The sequence below is a fragment of the Chitinophaga sp. CC14 genome (assembly GCF_048957795.1).
In the GTDB taxonomy this organism is placed as follows: domain Bacteria; phylum Bacteroidota; class Bacteroidia; order Chitinophagales; family Chitinophagaceae; genus Chitinophaga; species Chitinophaga ginsengisegetis.
This window is the reverse complement of record NZ_JARBFY010000001.1, coordinates 814,441-832,597: the sequence shown is the minus strand read 5'-3', so window position 1 is coordinate 832,597 and position 18,157 is coordinate 814,441. Positions and strand designations below refer to the sequence as shown.

The 18,157-nt window shown below is 46.7% G+C and carries 19 protein-coding genes; 11 read left to right on the top strand and 8 right to left on the bottom strand.

Going from position 1 to position 18,157, the window contains the following annotated elements; genetic code table 11:
• Positions 1 to 29: 29 nt before the first annotated feature.
• Positions 30 to 725, bottom strand: coding sequence for a YjjG family noncanonical pyrimidine nucleotidase (locus tag PV783_RS03555; protein ID WP_079471559.1), 696 nt, complete (start codon positions 723 to 725; stop codon positions 30 to 32).
• A gap of 95 nt (positions 726 to 820) precedes the next feature.
• Between PV783_RS03555 and PV783_RS03550 the strand changes: the two genes are divergently transcribed.
• The 3 genes from PV783_RS03550 (at position 821) to PV783_RS03540 (ending at position 4,415) form a co-directional block, all read left to right on the top strand.
• A complete protein-coding gene (locus PV783_RS03550) occupies positions 821 to 1,522 on the top strand; it encodes an SDR family oxidoreductase (RefSeq protein ID WP_420987126.1) in 702 nt (233 codons plus the stop codon).
• Between the two features lie 147 nt (positions 1,523 to 1,669).
• The gene (locus tag PV783_RS03545; protein WP_420987125.1) at positions 1,670 to 3,613 is read left to right on the top strand and encodes a BatD family protein; all 1,944 of its coding nucleotides are present in this window, start codon (positions 1,670 to 1,672) and stop codon (positions 3,611 to 3,613) included.
• Between the two features lie 19 nt (positions 3,614 to 3,632).
• On the top strand, positions 3,633 to 4,415 hold the full coding sequence (locus tag PV783_RS03540) for a tetratricopeptide repeat protein (protein ID WP_420987124.1): 783 nt from the start codon (positions 3,633 to 3,635) through the stop codon (positions 4,413 to 4,415).
• Here the strand turns inward: PV783_RS03540 and PV783_RS03535 are convergent.
• The 7 genes from PV783_RS03535 to PV783_RS03505 all read right to left on the bottom strand — a co-directional run bounded on the left by PV783_RS03535 (position 4,410) and on the right by PV783_RS03505 (position 10,205).
• Complete coding sequence (locus PV783_RS03535) at positions 4,410 to 5,156, bottom strand: LytR/AlgR family response regulator transcription factor (RefSeq protein WP_420987122.1); 747 nt, start codon at positions 5,154 to 5,156, stop codon at positions 4,410 to 4,412. The genes PV783_RS03540 and PV783_RS03535 overlap by 6 nt on opposite strands.
• A 118-nt stretch (positions 5,157 to 5,274) precedes the next feature.
• Entirely contained in the window at positions 5,275 to 6,081 is an 807-nt protein-coding gene (locus PV783_RS03530) for a sensor histidine kinase (RefSeq protein ID WP_336387673.1), read from the bottom strand.
• 226 nt (positions 6,082 to 6,307) lie between these two features.
• Positions 6,308 to 7,018, bottom strand: a complete 711-nt coding sequence (locus PV783_RS03525; RefSeq protein WP_079471554.1) for a response regulator transcription factor — start codon at positions 7,016 to 7,018, stop codon at positions 6,308 to 6,310.
• Between the two features lie 62 nt (positions 7,019 to 7,080).
• The gene (locus tag PV783_RS03520) at positions 7,081 to 8,034 is read right to left on the bottom strand and encodes a sensor histidine kinase (protein WP_310219682.1); all 954 of its coding nucleotides are present in this window, start codon (positions 8,032 to 8,034) and stop codon (positions 7,081 to 7,083) included.
• Between the two features lie 62 nt (positions 8,035 to 8,096).
• Positions 8,097 to 8,585, bottom strand: coding sequence for a gliding motility lipoprotein GldH (locus PV783_RS03515; RefSeq protein ID WP_420987120.1), 489 nt, complete (start codon positions 8,583 to 8,585; stop codon positions 8,097 to 8,099).
• 15 nt (positions 8,586 to 8,600) lie between these two features.
• A complete protein-coding gene (locus PV783_RS03510) occupies positions 8,601 to 9,476 on the bottom strand; it encodes a YicC/YloC family endoribonuclease (RefSeq protein ID WP_079471551.1) in 876 nt (291 codons plus the stop codon).
• Positions 9,477 to 9,608: 132 nt separating this feature from the next.
• Positions 9,609 to 10,205, bottom strand: a complete 597-nt coding sequence (locus tag PV783_RS03505) for a pseudouridine synthase (protein ID WP_420987119.1) — start codon at positions 10,203 to 10,205, stop codon at positions 9,609 to 9,611.
• Between the two features lie 54 nt (positions 10,206 to 10,259).
• On the opposite strand from PV783_RS03505, the gene PV783_RS03500 reads away from it, so the two are divergent.
• From PV783_RS03500 to PV783_RS03465, 8 genes are all read left to right on the top strand, one after another.
• A complete protein-coding gene (locus tag PV783_RS03500) occupies positions 10,260 to 10,970 on the top strand; it encodes a Crp/Fnr family transcriptional regulator (RefSeq protein WP_079471549.1) in 711 nt (236 codons plus the stop codon).
• 97 nt (positions 10,971 to 11,067) lie between these two features.
• Positions 11,068 to 11,619 (top strand): hypothetical protein, encoded by a 552-nt coding sequence (locus PV783_RS03495; protein WP_420987117.1) that lies wholly within the window; start codon positions 11,068 to 11,070, stop codon positions 11,617 to 11,619.
• Positions 11,619 to 14,057 (top strand): heavy metal translocating P-type ATPase, encoded by a 2,439-nt coding sequence (locus PV783_RS03490; protein WP_420987115.1) that lies wholly within the window; start codon positions 11,619 to 11,621, stop codon positions 14,055 to 14,057. The genes PV783_RS03495 and PV783_RS03490 overlap by 1 nt, the downstream gene beginning before the upstream one ends.
• Before the next feature lie 193 nt (positions 14,058 to 14,250).
• Positions 14,251 to 14,541, top strand: a complete 291-nt coding sequence (locus PV783_RS03485; RefSeq protein ID WP_168771268.1) for a cupin domain-containing protein — start codon at positions 14,251 to 14,253, stop codon at positions 14,539 to 14,541.
• A gap of 6 nt (positions 14,542 to 14,547) precedes the next feature.
• Entirely contained in the window at positions 14,548 to 14,706 is a 159-nt protein-coding gene (gene ccoS, locus PV783_RS03480) for a cbb3-type cytochrome oxidase assembly protein CcoS (protein ID WP_079471545.1), read from the top strand.
• 30 nt (positions 14,707 to 14,736) lie between these two features.
• Positions 14,737 to 16,881, top strand: a complete 2,145-nt coding sequence (ccoN, locus tag PV783_RS03475; RefSeq protein ID WP_420987113.1) for a cytochrome-c oxidase, cbb3-type subunit I — start codon at positions 14,737 to 14,739, stop codon at positions 16,879 to 16,881.
• Positions 16,882 to 16,892: 11 nt separating this feature from the next.
• Entirely contained in the window at positions 16,893 to 17,072 is a 180-nt protein-coding gene (locus PV783_RS03470; protein ID WP_111577181.1) for a CcoQ/FixQ family Cbb3-type cytochrome c oxidase assembly chaperone, read from the top strand.
• Between the two features lie 10 nt (positions 17,073 to 17,082).
• Entirely contained in the window at positions 17,083 to 18,150 is a 1,068-nt protein-coding gene (locus PV783_RS03465; protein WP_420987112.1) for a cbb3-type cytochrome c oxidase N-terminal domain-containing protein, read from the top strand.
• Positions 18,151 to 18,157 lie beyond the last annotated feature (7 nt).

Sequence of the window (18,157 nt, the reverse complement as noted above, 5' to 3'; positions counted from 1 at the left end):
AGATGCGGTTATCCACATCTCCTTCTTTTTTACAGAATATTTCTCAGCTCCCGAAGGTGCCCGATCACATAAGTAGGTTGAAAATCCACTGGTGGTTTAGCCGGGTTAAAATATACCTGGTCCATTCCCACACCGTGGGCGCCCTTGATATCCAGCTCCATTGCATCTCCGATCATAATACTCTCTGTAGCGCTGGTATTGGCTTTGCCGATGGCATAATCAAAAATTTCCCGGTAAGGCTTTAAGCTTCCCGCCACTTCTGATGTAACGATATGTGTGAAATAATGATCAATTCCCGCATTTTTCATTTTCAGCAACTGTGTTTCCTCGAAACCGTTGGTGATCATGTGCATGGGGTATTCCTTTGCTGCCAGGTATTCCAGTGTTTCCTTTGTTTCAGGGAATAATGCTTTTTTATACGGCAGTATTTCCAGGAATTCATCGCTGATTTTCTGGGTCAGTTTCTCATCTCCTATTTTAAAATCGATCAGCGTAAGACGGAAGCGTTTATCGCGCAGTTCACGGCGGGTGATAAATCCTTTGCGGAAGCGATCCCACAGGCGTTCATTATGCTCCACATAAGAAACGGAAAACGCCTCAAAAGATGGTATTCCCCTGCTCTCTAAAGCATGGCTGTTGTACAGCTCCAGCAAAGTTTCCTGTTCATTTGTTTCAAAGTCCCAGAGGGTATGATCCAGGTCAAAGAAAAGATGTTTGTATTTCATGACTGCGCAAAGGTACAAAATACCTCAGAGATGGTTGAAAGGCGCCGGTGTATTCAAAGTAAATTCCTTATTTTACTGCATTAATGAAAGAAACTATGAATGCAGTAATTACGGGCGCCAGCAAGGGGATCGGAAAGGCTATAGCGGAAAAACTGGCGCTGGAAGGATTTAATGTGGCCATTTGTGCGAGACATGCAGATACACTGGCTTTGGCCCAAGCGGATATTCAGCGGAAAAACCCGGCGGTAAGCGTGCTGGCAGAGGTGGTGGATATGGGAGATAAAGCACAGGTACTGGCTTTTGCAGATAAAGTTAACGCAGCATTTCCGCAGGTGGATATACTGGTGAACAATGCCGGTATTTTTGTGCCGGGCGCCCTTCACCAGGAAGAAGAGGGGCTACTGGAAAAGATGATGGCGGTGAATGTATACAGCGCTTATCATCTTACCAGGGCATTATTACCCGCTATGATCGCCCGGCGTAAAGGATATATTTTTAACATGTGTTCCACTGCCAGCTACCGTGCATACCCCAACGGCGGTGCTTACAGTATTACCAAATACGCCCTGCTCGGTTTTACAAAAAACCTGCGGGAAGAGCTTAAGTCGCACTACATCGGGGTTTCGGCGGTAAGCCCGGGCCCTACTTTAACCGCTTCCTGGGAAGGCTTTGACGCGCCTCCCGACAGAATGATGCCCCCCGAAGATATTGCCAGCGTGATATGGGCCGCCTGGACAATGGCCAAACAAACCGTTGTTGAGGAAATTGTACTGAGACCCATGTTGGGAGATATTTAAACATCTTATTATATTGGCTTTTTAGTGGGTAGAAATTGTTCTTTCTCCAGATAACTAAATAAGAACATATTAAAATGTTTTAACTAACTTTTAACGGGGCCTTACAGCGCTTCCGGCGCGGCTTTGGTTAAATTTGTTGACATAATTATGATGTACAGATTTTGCATAAGGAAGTGTATTTACGCCATTTTGATTTGTATAGGACTGGTAGCTTGTGCCCACGCACAGGAATTCCGCTTTACTACCACTGTGAGCAATAATGCCGTGACGCAGGATGAACCATTCCAGATCCAGTTTATGCTGGAAAACGGCGTAAACGTCTCCAGCTTTACTCCCCCCAGTTTCAAGGATTTTGAAGTACTACAGGGCCCTTCTCAAATGCAGGGTCAATCTATTTTCAATGGAAAACGGTCTGAATACATTGCACTAAGTTACCTGCTGCAACCCAAACATGTGGGCAGCTTTACCATCGCCGGCGCCCAGGCCCGCGTAAATGGAAACATCGTTAAATCAAACCCGGTTTTAATTGAAGTCAGAAAAGGCAATGCACAGCAACAGCAGCAGGCAGCGCCTCCCTCTGCCGGCTATCCGCCACACCGCGGACCATCCGGTGGTAATGAAGATATCCAGGAAGGTATCCTGAAGAAAGGAGAAGACATCAATGAAAAACTAAAGAAGAATATTTTCCTGAAGGTTGAAGTAGATAAAACCAATTTATACGAAGGCGAGCAACTAACGGCCACGTATAAACTTTTTACCCGTCTCCCTACCAATTCCAGCGTTACCAAAGTACCCGCATTCAAAGGATTTTCCGCTAAAGATATTGAGCTGCCAAACCCGCCACAGGCTACAGAAGAAAGGGTAAACGGCATTCCGTATAAAGTATTTACCATCCGCAAAACACTGCTTTTCCCACTGCAATCAGGCGCCCTGGAACTGGATCCTGTAGAAGTGGATAACCAGGTACGCCTTGTGAAAATGGTGAGCAAAAAAGGCGGCAGCAGGGGCAGGGATCCTTTTGAAGATTTCTTCAATGACCCGGCATTCAGAGATCCTTTCTTTGATGATTTCTTTAACCGCCCGGAAGTGGAATACCAGGATGTTCCCTACAAAATTCAGAGCAACCCGATAAAGATCAATGTTAAACCCGTTCCGGTTGACGGGCGCCCCCTCAGCTACAATGGCGCAGTGGGTAAATTTAACATGACTGCCGTAGTGGATAAAAAGAAACTGACCACTGATGACGCCCTCACCCTGAAGGTTACCATCAGCGGACAGGGTAATGTAAACCTGCTGAATTCCCCTAAGGTTGAAACACCTACCGGGTTTGAAAAATATGATCCGAAAGTAACCGACGACATAGAAAAGAACAGCAACCCGCTTTCCGGCAGCCGTACTTTTGAATATGTGCTGATGCCACAGGAAGCCGGCGATCATACCATCCCGGCAGTAGAATTCTCTTACTTCGATCCCGCAGCCAACACCTATAAAACACTCCGTTCCCAACCTTTCGATATCCATATCGAACAAGGCAAACATATTAAGCAGGATAAACAGGATTATGGCACCGGTAAAAATGAACTGGTGAAAAATGAAACCGGTATCCTCGACTGGACACGTAATCACAGCTGGTTTATTCTCAGCCCATTGTTCTACATCCTGTTGTTATTACCGCTGCTGATAGCCGCAGGGATTATTTTCTACAAACGCCGCAGGGACTATAACACTACCAATGCAGCTGTGCTGAAACACCGCTACGCCAATAAGGTAGCACTGAAAAGACTGGAACTGGCCGCGCGTTACCTGAAAGAAGGCAAGGACAAAGCATTTTATGAGGAAACTTCGCGCGCCGTTTGGGGGTATCTCAGTTCCAAACTGAAAATCCCAATGGCCGATCTCAGTAAACAACTGATACAGGATAAGCTGAGCGCCCGTCATATCAACGGCAGCAATACGCACGACCTGTTTGCCCTGATCGATAATTGTGAAGTGGCCTTGTATGCACCCGGACAGGATAACCGTAAAATGCAGGGTACATACGAACAGGCGGTGAGCATCATCACCAACCTGGAAGATGCGTTGAAGAACTAACTATTTAACGAAAGGCGAAATGCTGAACTACAGAAAAATAAAACCGGTATTATTGGCTGCTATATGCCTGCTCTCTGTTACCCTGAGCCGTGCACAAACGCCGCCACAGAATCAGCAACAACGGTTTGAAGATGCGAACAAGCTCTTTAACCAGAGTAAGTTTACAGAAGCCGCCAGGGTTTACCAGCAGTTGCTGGATGAAGGTCATACACAGAAAGCACTTTACTTCAACGCCGGCAATGCCTGGTATAAAGCAGGTAAAACCGGGCAGGCTGTTTATAACTATGAGAAAGCACTGCAGCTGTCGCCCAACGACGCTGCGGTGAAACATAACCTTGCTATCGCTAATCAGAAAGTGAATGGTTTTGTGGAAGAGTTGCCGATGGTATTTTTTCAGCAGTGGTGGTTACAGCTCCAACATCTTCATAAAGCCAATGGCTGGGCAATAGGCACCATCCTCTTTTTCTGGCTGTTTATTGCGGCTGTTATGCTCAATGTATATATCCCCGGATGGAGAAACAAATTTTTACGCTGGGGCACTTATGTGTTGGGAGTATTGTGTGCGTTATACCTGATCATGTCTGTAGATACTTACCTGTGGTCCAATAACCATGAAGCAGGAGTTGTAATGAATGGTAACATCCGGGCGAAAACATCGCCAGACGAAAACAGCAAGGATGCTTTTGAGGTGGGAGAGGGCATGAAAGTGCGTATCACCGATGCCACGCGCGACTTCTGTAAAATTGAACTGGCTGATGGAAAAAACGGCTGGATCAGTTGTAATTATATCAAACGGTTATAGTCTTTCGATGCGTTGCAGAAAATCCTGTTTCTTATCCCGTGCCAGTGGCACGCTGTAGCCATCAGACATGATGATCTCCCCGCCATCTCCTTTAATATATTTCTCCATAAAAGACAGGTTGATAAGGAAGCTGCTGTGCACGCGGAAAAATCCTTTATCGGCCAGCCATTGCTCCATTTCCACAAGTGTGCGGCATACCATCACGGGCTTCTCCGGCTCCTGTAAATGCAACCGGGTTTGCATGCCGGCGCCTCTGCAATAAATAATATTCTTCGCAACCACCATGCGCAGGCCATCTGAGGTAGGCAGTGCCAGTCGTTCGTCCTGGTTGAGGTGCTGTTGCAAAAAGTGGAGGAGGTCATCTACTTTTCCCGCGGTAACGAGTGTAGATTGGGAGCCGGCTTTTTCCACTGCATCTTTCAGTTCCTGGCTGTCGATAGGTTTCAGGAGATAGTCTAACGCGCTGTGATGAATTGCCTGCAAGGCATATTGATCATACGCAGTAATGAAGATAACGGCAAAGGAATGATATTCACAGGCTTCCAGCACCTGGAAACCATCCATTCCCGGCATTTCGATATCCAGGAATACCAGTTCGGGATGTAGTTCATGAATGGCAGTCAGGGCTTCAGGACCACTGCTGCAAACGGCTTGTACAGAAACGTGCGGGCAATACCTCTCTAACATCATGTGCAGTGCATCCCGACTATGCTTCTCGTCGTCCACGATAATGGTACGCATTTGAGATCAGATTATGAAAGGTAGTTTCAGATTTACTGTTGTAGGAAAGTATATGGTCATTGATTCTATTAAATCCATGTAGAAATTAAGCAATTTAGCGGACATTTCCAATTTAAGCCTACCCGGCCAGGGATTGGCGGGCGGCTACATGTTGCATGCTGATAATAAGGCGGTTGCCAGAGGGCTCGCGCTCTTCATCATACATCTGCAGGGCTTTTATACTGGCCTGCATCTGATATTTCTCGCTCATCATATAAAGCCGTTCCGAAGCGATATCGATACCGGAAGCCTGTCGTTCGCCGGTGCCGTCCAGCATTTCGGTGATCAGTATGCCATTATCTTCCAGCTGGATCTGGAGCCGGTCATTTTCTTTGGAGATGGTGATCCGGAGTAGTCCGCCCGATTTCTCGGGGCGCAGCAGGATCCTGTGCCAGATGGCATATTGCACATAGGGCTGGATGATCAGGGGAGGGATGAGGGTAAACTGCCGGTTTACTTCCGGCGTTACGATGAGCTGGTACTTGAATTGTTCATCAAAGCGCAGCTGTTCCAGCTGTATATATAGTTCCAGGGCATCCAGTTCATCCTGGAGGGAGATCCATTCTTTATTGAAATTACCGATCATGAGGCGCATGAGGCGGGAAAAGCGGGTAAGATAAAGGGAAGCCATGTCCGTACTGGTGGTAAGGATATAGTGGTGGATAGCGTTGAGGCTATTAAAAATAAAATGCGGGTCCATCTGCGCCTGGAAAGCATGGAGTTCCAGGTTAATCAACGCATGGTTCTTGGTGATTTCTTTCGCTGAGGCTCTCCTGATTCTTCTTTCCCGCAGGGTAAAAAATACTATTAGGGTAACGAGACTTAACAAAAAAAACAGCCAGAAGGGCCACTCCGCAGCAAAGACGATATCGGTATAATGTGCCACTAATTAGGTTTATAGGAAGTATACTTCTTCTCTACTCTTATAAGCGCAATAAATATCGGCTAATTAATCTCCAATATAAAGTGGGATTTACTACGAGGTCGGATTTTACAGGAAAGTGGGGAGAATAAGGTGAAAAGTGGCTGTTTGCTATTAGCATTTAGCGTTTAGCAAATACAGCAAAGATGCGTATACTTATCTACTGCTGCATTTGCCAAATGCCTGGTATCTAGGCTTCCGTGAACTTATAGCCTACCCCTCTTACGGAGTGGAAGTAGCGGGAGTTCCGGCTATCTTCTTCAAAATATTTACGGAAATTGAGGATAAAGTTATCGATGGTCCTCGTGGTAGGATATACGTTATAACCCCAAACCACCTGGAGGATCTTTTCGCGGGTAACTACTTCTCCCTTGTTTTCGATGAGCAGTTTCAGCAGCATAGCTTCTTTCTTACTCAGTTCGTAGTGTTTACCATCTTTACCAACGCATTCCTGTGCGGCGAAGTCGATTACATTATCGCCGAAGCGGTATACGTTGGGTACGCTGTCTTTGTCCTGGATCTTCTTATTTTTTACGATGAGTTTTTCCACCCTTAACAGGAGTTCTTCCAGGTTAAAGGGTTTGGTCATATAATCATCGCCGCCTTTTTTGAGGCCCAGTACGCGGTCGGCGCTGCTGTTTTTGGCGCTCAGAAAAAGGATAGGAATTTCATTATTCTGAATACGGATGTTTTCGCATACTGCGATGCCATCCATTTCAGGCAACATGATGTCCAGTATAATGAGATCGAAATATTCGTTTTTTACTGCTTTGAGAGCAGCAGTGCCGTTGTCCACTGCGGTGACCTCGTAACCTTCCAGCTCCAGGTTCAGCTTCAGGGCTTCCTGGAGATTTTCTTCATCCTCCACCAGCAGTATTGATGCCTTTGTCGCTTCCTTCATGTGTTATTGTTTGATTTTTACATCGAATCCGGATTCCGGTATTCATCAATCCGTCATCTAATTTACGCCGTTTGCACGGAATATTCAGGCCAGGATATTTCAAAGCAGCTACCGGCAGGTACATTGTCTTTCACTTCAATGCGTCCGTTGTGCTGTTCCACGATTTTGGCGGTCAGGAACAGGCCCAGGCCGGAGCCTTTTGCCTTGCGGGTATTTTCGTTGCCCACGCGGTAAAATTTCAGGAAGATCCTGCTTTTCTCTTCTTCCGGTATTCCCGGGCCTTCATCGATCACCTGTAATTTCAATTGCTGATTGCTTTCAAACAGTTTTACAGAGATGGTGGTGTTTTTCGGGGCATATTTCGCGGCATTCTCCACCAGGTTGCTCAGTACAATTTGTAAAGTCAGCTTATCGCCATCCATCCACACGTGCGGTAAAATATCCGCGATGATCTGATGAGTACCAATGCGGCCATCGAGGTCTTTGATACTGTTTTCTATCAGGGCTGAAAAATCCAGGTATTCTTTAAACACCTGGTATTTGTGTGTTTCCAGTTGCGCTGCCAGCAGGATGTTGTTGCACAGCTGGTCGAGGCGGTTGGTTTCACGGATGGTATTATTGATCAGCTTCAGTTGTTTTTCTTCGTCGAGTTTATGTTTGCGGATAGTTTCGAGGTTCAGTTTGGCGGCAGCGATAGGTGATTTTAATTCATGCGTTACGGCCATCATAAAATTCTGTTGCTGCCTGCTGAGCTTCATATACTTCCACACGGCCCTGTAAACAAAAAGTGCACCGAGCAAAATGATTCCTAAAAAGATGAGACCTTCGCCCAGGTATTTAAAAGAGCGCATGTGCTCTTCTTTGTTGATCCGCTCCAGTTGCAGCTGATGTTCTACCGGTTGTGCGAGGCTGTCTACCCGCAAAGAAAGGTTTTGTTGTTCAAAGCGGCGGATCTGTTCACTTTGTCTGAACAGCAAAATGCCCCACCAAACCAGTGCGGCAATTGTGTACGCCATTACTAAAAAATAAACGAAGGAAACGGATTTCCCTTCCTGCATTTTATTGAAAATTCTTTTCATCATGGCCTTGTGCCGGCTTTCTCAATCCGCAAGCCAACATTCATTACATGGGGGAGCGGATTTTGCCGCATATTTTGTTCAAAGGTAAACCTGTAGGTACCTGGTTTATTAAAAATAGCACGTTGCTGAATGAAGATACGGTGTTCATAAATATCATCCAGGCCGGTACCGGACCATTTGCCGGTTACATCTGCAAGTGGCAGTTCTACCCGCTGTTCCTTTGATATGCTGTCGCCGGGATACTGTGTACCTACCAATAACCAGATATTACTGTAAGGATAAGCATCCGTGTGCCTGATGTTTACGCAGATATTGTAAAGGTACGCAGTATCTTCCGGTTGTATTTTTACTTCAAAAGATGGTTTATAGTCATATGTCCACTCATGCCCGAGAATCTCCAGGTTCTTTTCGTAAGTGTCCATTTTAGGTGGCATGCAGGCTGCAGCCAAAAGTAATAAGCCTGCTGTGGCCAGGAAAAGTTTGTTCATACGGTATTCGCCTTACTATAAAACGTTTAATACTTGTTCTTTGGCTTTTTCCAGTTCATCTTTCATCAGCACCACCCATTGCTGTATACCGGCGTCGTTGGCTTTGGAACCGGTAGTATTGATTTCACGGCCTATTTCCTGCAACACAAAACCCAGCTTCTTGCCTTTGGCAGAATCATTGTCTTTCAGGATTTCCCTGAAATAACGCAGGTGATTTTCCAGGCGGGAGAGTTCTTCTGAGATATCCAGTTTTTCCAGGTAGAAGATCAGTTCCTGTTCCAGGCGGTTGCCATCTACATTTTCTTTTCCTACATGCTCGGCCAGCAGTCCTTCCAGGCGTTGACGGATACGGTCTTTACGGAGTGGATCCAGTTCACGCACCTTCTGCATATAGGTATCGATATTATCAATGCGTTGCTGCAGATCGGCTTCCAGCATCAGTCCTTCATCCTGGCGGTGTGTATCCAGGTCTATCAGGGCTTCACGCAGTGTGTCTTCCACATCTTTCCATTCTTCTTCGGTCATTTGCTCTGAGGCCGGACTTACCACTTCCGGTAATTTCATCAGCACGTTGAGCATATCTCCCTGCGGGAGTTCCAGCTGGTTGGCCAGCATAGTGATGGACTGGTAATAATATTTTGCAAGGTCTGTATTGATCACAACCGGGCGGGTGGCGCCGTTCTGGCGGATATTGATTGTTGCATCAAGGGTGCCGCGCTGCAACGTTTGCTGCATTAGGGTACGGATGTCAAATTCATAGGGTCTTAACAAAGGAGAAAACTTCAGATTCACCTCAAACTGCTTTCCATTCAGCGATTTGATCTCCACTACGATACTAGTTTCGCCTCTTGCGCTTTCTGCCCTTCCGAAGCCGGTCATTGATTTCAGCATAATAGAAATTTGTAGGTGACAAACCTAGTTAAAAAAGCTGAAAGCATAAAGCTTAAAGCAAAAAGCGGGGGAGGGCGGTGGGCAGCTGCGGCCCAACCCGGAGGATACTGTCATGCCAATGGGCCACAATGGCTACTTTGTCCTTAGCTTTAACTTCCGGTAGATCTCTTCCCGGCTCAGTTCCACCATCTCTCCTGATTGCATGCCCGCAATGGTGATATCTTCCATACGATAACGGACAAGCCTCAACGTAGGAAAGCCTACGGCAGCAGTCATCCGGCGCACCTGCCTGTTTTTGCCTTCCTGGAGCACCATCCTGATCCAGGGCGCGGGAATACTTTTACGGAAACGGATGGGCGGGTTGCGTGGCGGCAACAACGGCTCCTCTTCAAATATTTCTGCCCGGCACCGTTTGGTGCGGTATAACTTACCATCTACATTAATCTGTACCCCTGCTTCAAGCCGCTGCACAGCTTCTGCGGTTACGGCGCCATCCACCTGCACCCAGTACTCCCGTTCATGCGCATGTTGCGGCAACAACAACTGCTGGTTCAACGTCTTATCATTTGTAAGGATCAGCAAACCCTCACTATCGTAATCCAGTCGCCCTACAGGATACACATCTGAAGGCACTTTAAAATAATCTGCCAGGCACGCCTTGTTTCCTTCAGGTGTGAACCGGGTCAATACCTCATATGGTTTATAAATAATATAATAATAAAGAGCCACGAATGCTTTTGCTTTGGTTAAGGAGCCGTAAATTAGTACTTTTGCAAATTGATTATGGCTACATCGTTCCACAATCCTTCATGTCATCATTGCAAGGATCGCTTCTCATCAATATTCTGCAAGGCGGAACAATGCAATCTCGATCAGATTGCAGAAGCCAAAGTATGCTCAGTATACAGAAAAGGACAGGTTATTTTCCATGAAGGAGCTTATCCCTTTGGCGTGTACTGTGTAAACGACGGCAAAATAAAGCTGTCGCACAGCGGCGATGATGGCCGGGAACAGATCATACGCCTGGTGAAAGCCGGCGATATCATGGGCTACAAAGCCCTCCTGAGCAACGAAAGGTACACCGCTACCGCCACTGCCCTCGAAGATTCTTCCATCTGTTTTATACCTAAAGACCTGTTTCTCAATATTCTACAGAAAGATGCATCCCTTTCTTTTGAAATGATGCGTATCTTATCAAGCGAACTGCGCAAAGCAGAACTGAAAATAACCCACCTGGCGCAAAAGCCGGTAAGGGAACGCCTCGCAGAAACATTGCTCTTTATCAAAGAAACTTATGGCCTCGAAGAAGATGGTCACACCCTCAGTGTGCGCCTCTCCCGCGAAGAAATTGCCAACCTCGTAGGCACAGCCACCGAATCCGCTATCAGGCTACTTTCTGAATTCAAGAAAGACGGCATGATAGAACTGGAAGGCAAAAAGATCCGCCTGCTCGACCTCCCCGAAATTGTCAGAACTGCAAACCTGCAGGAGTAGCTCCAATCCTGATAAATATCATATCCTCCCTTGACGCATATCATTGCGCCCCTCTGCTGCGACCGGTACTTTTGTAATAGTTCAAAAGACCATGTTCATGCTCGCTTATTCTATTATCAACTTTCATGAATTAACACCCGGCAATTTATGCAATGTGATTGCCAGCAAATTCCATCTCCCCATCAGCCATCAAACAGAACAGGTGATGACCTACTTTAACCTGGACCGGCAGGAAGACCACACCGCCCCGCCGGCCGCAGATCTGCAACAACTCCTGTTCGGGAAATTACAAGCCGAAACATCCCAGCTGATACGAAAAGAATCAACAGTGCTGTTCCCGGTAATCCGCAATTCATCTGCGCTTAATAATAACAAAAAAAATATACCACAAACTGTTTATAACAGCATCCAGCAATCGTTTCAGCAAGTGTTGCTCCTGCTTCAGAAAATCCGCCAGGTTTCCGGCAACTACCAGTTGCAGGCACAATGGAGCCCGGCATACAAATTATGTATAGGCGATCTGTTCATCACAGAACAGCTCATACAGCAATGGATATACGTAGAACAAAATATCCTTTACCCCGCCGCCATTCCCGGCCATACCATTGTAGTAACCGAACATGAAATTAATAACGTAATTATTGACTGATGGCCGTTTCTTCGCAAACCAACACCAACACTACCTGCTATCACTGCGGGGAAAACTGTACCGGCAACGATATCACACTATCCGATAAAGTATTCTGCTGTACGGGTTGTAAAACAGTATATGAAATACTGAACCAGTACGACCTCTGTGAATATTACGACCTTAACAGCAAACCCGGTATCAGTCAGCGGGTAGCGGTGCGAAGTGATAAATTTGCCTTCCTGGACGACGAAAAAATTGCGCAGCAACTCTATCTTTTCAGGGATGATACCCAAACACATGTTTCCTTCTATATCCCGCAAATCCACTGCAGCTCCTGTTTGTGGCTGCTGGAAAACCTGCACCGGCTGGAAAAAGGAGTACAACGGGTAACTGTTAATTTTAGTAAGAAAGAAGTACTGATCATCTATTCACATACCGGGACTTCCTTAAGAAGGGTTGCAGAAATATTAACCGCCATCGGTTATGAGCCATACATCAGCCTGCAGGACCTGCAGCGCAAAAAGCCCGCTGTTAACAGGCAGCTGGTGTACCAACTTGGTGTAGCCGGATTTTGTTTCGGTAATATCATGCTGCTGAGTTTCCCCGATTACTTTGCCAGTGCGGGCGGTCTTGATGAAACATTTAACCGCCTGTTCCGGTATATGAACCTGGTACTCGCCCTGCCGGTATTACTTTACAGCGCGCAGGCGTTTTATAAGTCGGCCTGGAGCGGGTTAAAACATGGATTCCTCAATATAGACGTGCCTATTGTGCTTGCCATCTTCGTTACTTTTATACGCAGCTTTGTAGAAGTGGTCAATGGTCAGCCGGGATATTTTGATTCCATGACAGGCATCGTATTTTTTATGCTGATAGGAAGGGTATTACAAGACAAAACTTACCAGGGGCTTTCATTTGACCGCGACTATACCGCTTACTTTCCCATAGCCGTGAGCGTTATAAAAGAAGATAAGGAAATCCCGACCACGCTTCCTGAGCTGAAAACCGGCGACACCATCCGTATTCATAACAATGAACTGGTACCGGCAGATGGTATTATTGTGAGAGGAAAAGCACTGATCGATTACAGCTTCGTAACCGGGGAGTCGGCGCCCGTCAGCAAATCGATCGGAGAAATTATTTATGCCGGTGGCAGGCAGCTCGACGGCAACCTGGAAATATTGACCATTAAAGAAGTAGCACAGAGTTACCTCACCAGTTTATGGAACCGTGATGAACTAAGGAATAAAGAAGAAAAGCAGGTGTCTTTTGTTCACCTGCTGAGCCGTTATTTTACGTGGGCGGTGCTGTTTATTGCAGCGGTTACTGCAACTTACTGGTGGGTACATGAACCGGCGCGTATATGGCCTGCCGTTACGGCCATCCTGATCATTGCCTGTCCCTGTGCATTGCTGCTGGCCTCTTCCTTTACCAACGGACATATTTTAAGGATCCTCAGCCGGCACCGGTTTTACCTGCGTAATGCACAGGCTATTGAAAACATGGCTAACGCCACACATATTGTATTCGATAAAACCGGTACCCTCACCGGTAAAACAGGCAGCTCTGTTATCTATTACGGCAATGTGCTTACCCCCGGGCAGGAAGTAATGATAGCCACGCTGGCCGCACAATCCACTCATCCTTTAAGCCGGGCAATTGTTCAGTATTGCGGCGATCCGGTGTCGCGGCATATACACGACTTCCAACACTTTACGGGTAAAGGCGTATGCGGATGGGTAGATGGATTTTTTATCCGGCTGGGCAATGCAGCATTCACCGGCGCGCATCGTAAAAATGAACAGGAGGGCAGCGTGGTGTATGTATCCATCAACGAAAAGCTCTGCGGGCTATTCACAATCCGCAACAGCTACCGGAGCGGCTTACGGCAGTTGATGCAACAATTGCAATCTGTTTATCCCTTATCTGTACTTTCAGGAGATAATAATCATACTATCACGCAATTAAGTCAGCTGATGGGCAACAATGCCACGCTTCTTTTTGAACAACAACCGGCAGATAAACTCGCTTATATCATCTCCCTGCAAAAAAAAGGAAAAAAGGTAATGATGATAGGTGATGGGTTAAATGACGCCGGTGCGCTGAAACAAAGTGATATCGGGATTTCACTGACAGAAGACAGTAACAATTTTACGCCAGCCAGCGATGGCATACTGCATGCGGATCAGCTGCCATTGCTGTTCTCTTTTATCCGGTTGTGCAAAGCTAACAAACGTATTATCCTCATCAGTTTTATATTATCGCTGCTGTATAATATTACCGGCTTATACTTTGCAGTACAGGGAATTTTATCGCCGCTGGTAGCGGCCATACTGATGCCGGCCAGTTCTGTCAGCATTATCCTCATCACTTTCAGTTGCAGTGAATGGCAGGGCAAAAGGCTTTACAGCAAAGCATTGCAGCAAATGACTGATAAAAGTCATATTCCTGATTGAGTAAAGTCATAGTAGTAAAGGTAAGCTACTGTTACCTTTGCTATCACACGAAACATACACAGTAAATCTAAGCAAAACCTCAAATGAGCCCGAATGAAATGGGCGTGTAAACAGCCTCTGAAAAAGGCTGTTTACACGCAACGGGTGAGGCATGCCGGAAAGGAAGTATGTATTACATCACAATACACCATCCATGAAAGGAATGAACGTAATGCAGGTAGCGGGAAATGAAAAAGTGAAGAGTTGTGCTATACTGAAAACCAAACGCTTTGACGCCACCCTGCTCATTATGCAGCAGGGACACCAGATTCCGCCGCATACATCGCCGGCCCAGGCCATGATCCTGATACTGGAAGGGAGAATTGCATTTATGCTGAACGACGAAGTTACCATCCTGGAATCCGGTGACGTTTTTTCCTTTGGCGCCAACGAAATACATGCGTTGCAGGCATTGGAAACAGCCCGGTTTATTCTCATAAAATAAATAGCCATGAGCGTTATCATCATTTTACTCGGTGTTAGTTTGCTGGTAGCCATAGGCTTCCTCGCCGCCTTTATCTGGTCTGTAAAAAACGGGCAGTTTGAAGATGATTTTTCACCGGCACACCGCATCCTCTTTGAAGATAAACGGGATAACGTTAACGAATAAACGCATTTATCAACACCTTTAAATACCACTATGTCACTCGAAAAATTTTATTACGACAACCGCACGGTGAAATGGTTTGCCTACGCTTGTATGTTCTGGGGACTGATAGGCATGCTGGCCGGGTTATGGGCAGCGCTGGAGCTGGTGATCCCCGGCCTTAACGTTGGATTTGCCCCTATTACCTTTGGCAGGTTAAGGCCCGTACATACCAACGCCGTTATTTTTGCATTTGTGGGCAATGGTATTTTCATGGGGGTATATTATTCCCTGCAACGGCTTTGTAAAGCCCGTATGTTCAGCGATCTGCTGAGTAAAATACATTTCTGGGGCTGGCAGGCTATCATCGCCGGAGGCGCCCTCACCCTCTTCCTGGGCTACTCCACCGGTAAGGAATATGCAGAACTGGAATGGCCGTTTGATATTGCCATTACCCTCATCTGGGTAGTGTTTGGCGCCAATATGCTGGGCACTATCCTCCGCAGGCGCGAATCACATTTATACGTAGCCATCTGGTTCTACATTGGCACCTGGGTAGCCATTGCCATGTTACATATTATTAACTCTTTTGAATTCCCTTTATCCCTGTTCAAAAGTTACAGTTGGTATGCGGGCGTACAGGATGCGCTGGTACAGTGGTGGTATGGACATAATGCGGTAGCGTTTTTTCTCACTACGCCTTACCTGGGGCTGATGTACTATTTTGTACCTAAGGCCGCCAACAGACCGGTGTATTCCTATCGCTGGTCCATTATCCATTTCTGGTCGCTGATATTTATTTATATCTGGGCCGGCCCGCATCACCTGCTGTACACCGCTTTGCCTGAATGGGCGCAATCGCTGGGAACAGCATTCAGTATTATGCTTATTGCTCCTTCCTGGGGAGGTATGCTCAATGGCCTGCTTACCCTGCGCGGCGCCTGGGACCGGGTAAGGGAAGATGCGATCCTTAAATTTTTTGTGGTAGCGCTGACCTGTTATGGCATGGCCACTTTTGAAGGACCGATGCTGTCACTGAAAAATGTAAATGCCATCAGCCACTATACCGACTGGACCATTGCGCACGTTCACGTAGGAGCGCTGGGCTGGAACGGCTTCCTTACTTTCGGCATCCTTTACTGGATGATCCCACGCATTTTTGGCACCCAACTTTTTTCCCGCAAATGGGCGAATACCCACTTCTGGATCGGCACACTGGGCATTATCTTTTATGTAATTCCTCTTTACTGGGCCGCCTTTACGCAGAGCATGATGTGGAAACAGTTTACGGAAGAAGGACAACTGAAGTACCAGTTCATGGAAACAGTTACCACTATCGTTCCTATGTATGCGCTGCGCGCAGTGGGTGGTATGTTATACATCAGCGGCCTGGTACTGATGATTGTTAACCTTACCAAAACAATCCGCAAGGGGGTGTTTATTCCCAACGAAGCAGCGGAAGCGCCTGCGTTACCAAAAGAAATTGTTACACATGGTAAAGCTCACTGGCATAACTGGATAGAACGCCGTCCTATACAACTGGTGGTATTCAGTCTGGTTGTGGTGGCCATTGGCGGCCTGCTGGAAATGATGCCTACTTTCCTGATCCGCAGTAATATTCCTACTATCAGCAGTGTAAAGCCATATACTCCGCTGGAACTGCACGGACGTGATATTTACCTGAGAGAAGGTTGCTATAACTGTCACTCACAAATGATCCGTCCTTTCCGCGATGAAGTCGCGCGCTATGGCGAATACTCTAAAGCCGGGGAATTTGTATACGATCATCCGTTTCAGTGGGGATCCAAACGTACCGGTCCGGATCTGGCCCGCATCGGTGGCAAGTATCCGGACTCCTGGCACTTTAATCACATGCTGGATCCTACCTCCATGACGCCGGGTTCCATTATGCCTGCCTATCCGTGGCTGTTCGAAGAAAGAGTGGATAAAGGTAAAACACCGGCCATGATCAATGTAATGCGGAAGCTGGGTGTACCCTATGCGGCAGGTTACGAACAACAGGCCATTGCCGATATGGAGAAACAGGCACAGGGCATTGCAGCATCCCTGCAAAAGGATAAGCTGCCCATCAAAGCAGACCGTGAAATTATTGCATTAATAGCCTACCTGCAAAGGATGGGAAAAGATATTAAATCCGCTCCCAAATCTGCACCGGTAGCCGATAACGCTGAATTTTAAAACGCAATCTCATGAAGTTCATTAATTACCTGGGATCTATAGCCGGCATCAGTGTTTACCCGATGGCATCGCTGCTGTTGTTTACCACTTTTTTTGTGGTGGCCTCACTATGGGCTTTTAAAGCCGATAAGAAAATGGTGGATCATATCAGCCGTATTCCTTTAGATAATGACGACACAAATGCCCAATAAAAGAAAAACAATGAATAAGCAGTTTATACAACTACTTGCCGGCAGTTTATTATGCAGTATCCCCGCCTTTGCGGATGGTGGAGCAAAGGCGCCTTCAGAATTATCTGACCCGGTAGCCCTGGTATTACTGGTAGTAGCAGGAGGATTATTACTGGCCATCGGCATCCTGGCCAATGCAGTACTGGGCGCTATGGATATTTTCAGGGAGAAGATGAAGAAAGATGCTGGTAAAGCTTTACTGGCTGGTGGTATTGTTATGCTGACACTCATGACCAGCAACGCTTTTGCACAAGAGGCCACCACTACTGCCAGCACTTATTTTACAAGGCTGTCGCAAACCTCCTTCTACCTGTTAATATCCGTTATTATACTGGAGCTGGCGGTAATCATCAGTCTTTTATTCCTGCTGCGCTACCTGGTAGGCATCAAAAGAAAACGTAAACCGGCGAAAGTAGTGGCGCCTGGTAAACCCAGGGTGTCGTGGCTGGAAAAAATTAATAAAACCCGGACGGTAGATGCAGTGGCCGAAGCAGAAGAAGACATGGGGCACGACTACGACGGTATCCATGAACTCAATAACCCAACGCCTCCGTGGTGGAAATGGGGATTTGTATTCACCGTTTGTTTTGGCATTGTTTACTTCTGGCGTACAGAAGTTTCCCACTCTGCGCCCAGCCAGCTGGAAGAGCTGGCGGTGGCAGAAGAAAAAGCAGCCATTGCCAAACAGGAATACCTGAAAAAAGCAGCCAATAACATCGATGAAAACAATGTAACCATGCTTACCGATCCGGCTGATATAGCTGCAGGGCAAAAGATATTTGTTTCCAGCTGTGCGCCTTGTCATGGCCCGCAGGGACAAGGTGTGGTAGGCCCCAACCTTACCGACGATTACTGGTTGCATGGCGGCAAACTCAATGATGTGTTTAAAACAATTAAATACGGCGTAGCAGATAAAGGAATGAAATCCTGGCAGGAAGATTTTTCGCCCAAACAACTGGCGCAGATAGCCTGCTACATCAAAACCTTACACGGCACTAATCCGCCGAATGCCAAAGAACCACAGGGACAGAAAGAATAAAGCACGG

Bases quoted from the DNA above. Each gene is read 5' to 3' on its own strand.
- PV783_RS03495 (WP_420987117.1), top strand. From the start codon at position 11,068: ATGCTCGCTTATTCTATTATCAACTTTCATGAATTAACACCCGGCAAT.
- PV783_RS03485 (WP_168771268.1), top strand. From the start codon at position 14,251: ATGAAAGGAATGAACGTAATGCAGGTAGCGGGAAATGAAAAAGTGAAG.
- PV783_RS03555 (WP_079471559.1), bottom strand. From the start codon at position 725: ATGAAATACAAACATCTTTTCTTTGACCTGGATCATACCCTCTGGGAC.
- ccoN (WP_420987113.1), top strand. From the start codon at position 14,737: ATGTCACTCGAAAAATTTTATTACGACAACCGCACGGTGAAATGGTTT.
- PV783_RS03465 (WP_420987112.1), top strand. From the start codon at position 17,083: ATGAATAAGCAGTTTATACAACTACTTGCCGGCAGTTTATTATGCAGT.
- ccoS (WP_079471545.1), top strand. From the start codon at position 14,548: ATGAGCGTTATCATCATTTTACTCGGTGTTAGTTTGCTGGTAGCCATA.
- PV783_RS03515 (WP_420987120.1), bottom strand. From the start codon at position 8,585: ATGAACAAACTTTTCCTGGCCACAGCAGGCTTATTACTTTTGGCTGCA.
- PV783_RS03525 (WP_079471554.1), bottom strand. From the start codon at position 7,018: ATGAAGGAAGCGACAAAGGCATCAATACTGCTGGTGGAGGATGAAGAA.
- PV783_RS03540 (WP_420987124.1), top strand. From the start codon at position 3,633: ATGCTGAACTACAGAAAAATAAAACCGGTATTATTGGCTGCTATATGC.
- PV783_RS03490 (WP_420987115.1), top strand. From the start codon at position 11,619: ATGGCCGTTTCTTCGCAAACCAACACCAACACTACCTGCTATCACTGC.
- PV783_RS03550 (WP_420987126.1), top strand. From the start codon at position 821: ATGAATGCAGTAATTACGGGCGCCAGCAAGGGGATCGGAAAGGCTATA.
- PV783_RS03545 (WP_420987125.1), top strand. From the start codon at position 1,670: ATGATGTACAGATTTTGCATAAGGAAGTGTATTTACGCCATTTTGATT.
- PV783_RS03500 (WP_079471549.1), top strand. From the start codon at position 10,260: ATGGCTACATCGTTCCACAATCCTTCATGTCATCATTGCAAGGATCGC.
- PV783_RS03470 (WP_111577181.1), top strand. From the start codon at position 16,893: ATGAAGTTCATTAATTACCTGGGATCTATAGCCGGCATCAGTGTTTAC.
- PV783_RS03535 (WP_420987122.1), bottom strand. From the start codon at position 5,156: ATGCGTACCATTATCGTGGACGACGAGAAGCATAGTCGGGATGCACTG.
- PV783_RS03510 (WP_079471551.1), bottom strand. From the start codon at position 9,476: ATGCTGAAATCAATGACCGGCTTCGGAAGGGCAGAAAGCGCAAGAGGC.
- PV783_RS03520 (WP_310219682.1), bottom strand. From the start codon at position 8,034: ATGGCGTACACAATTGCCGCACTGGTTTGGTGGGGCATTTTGCTGTTC.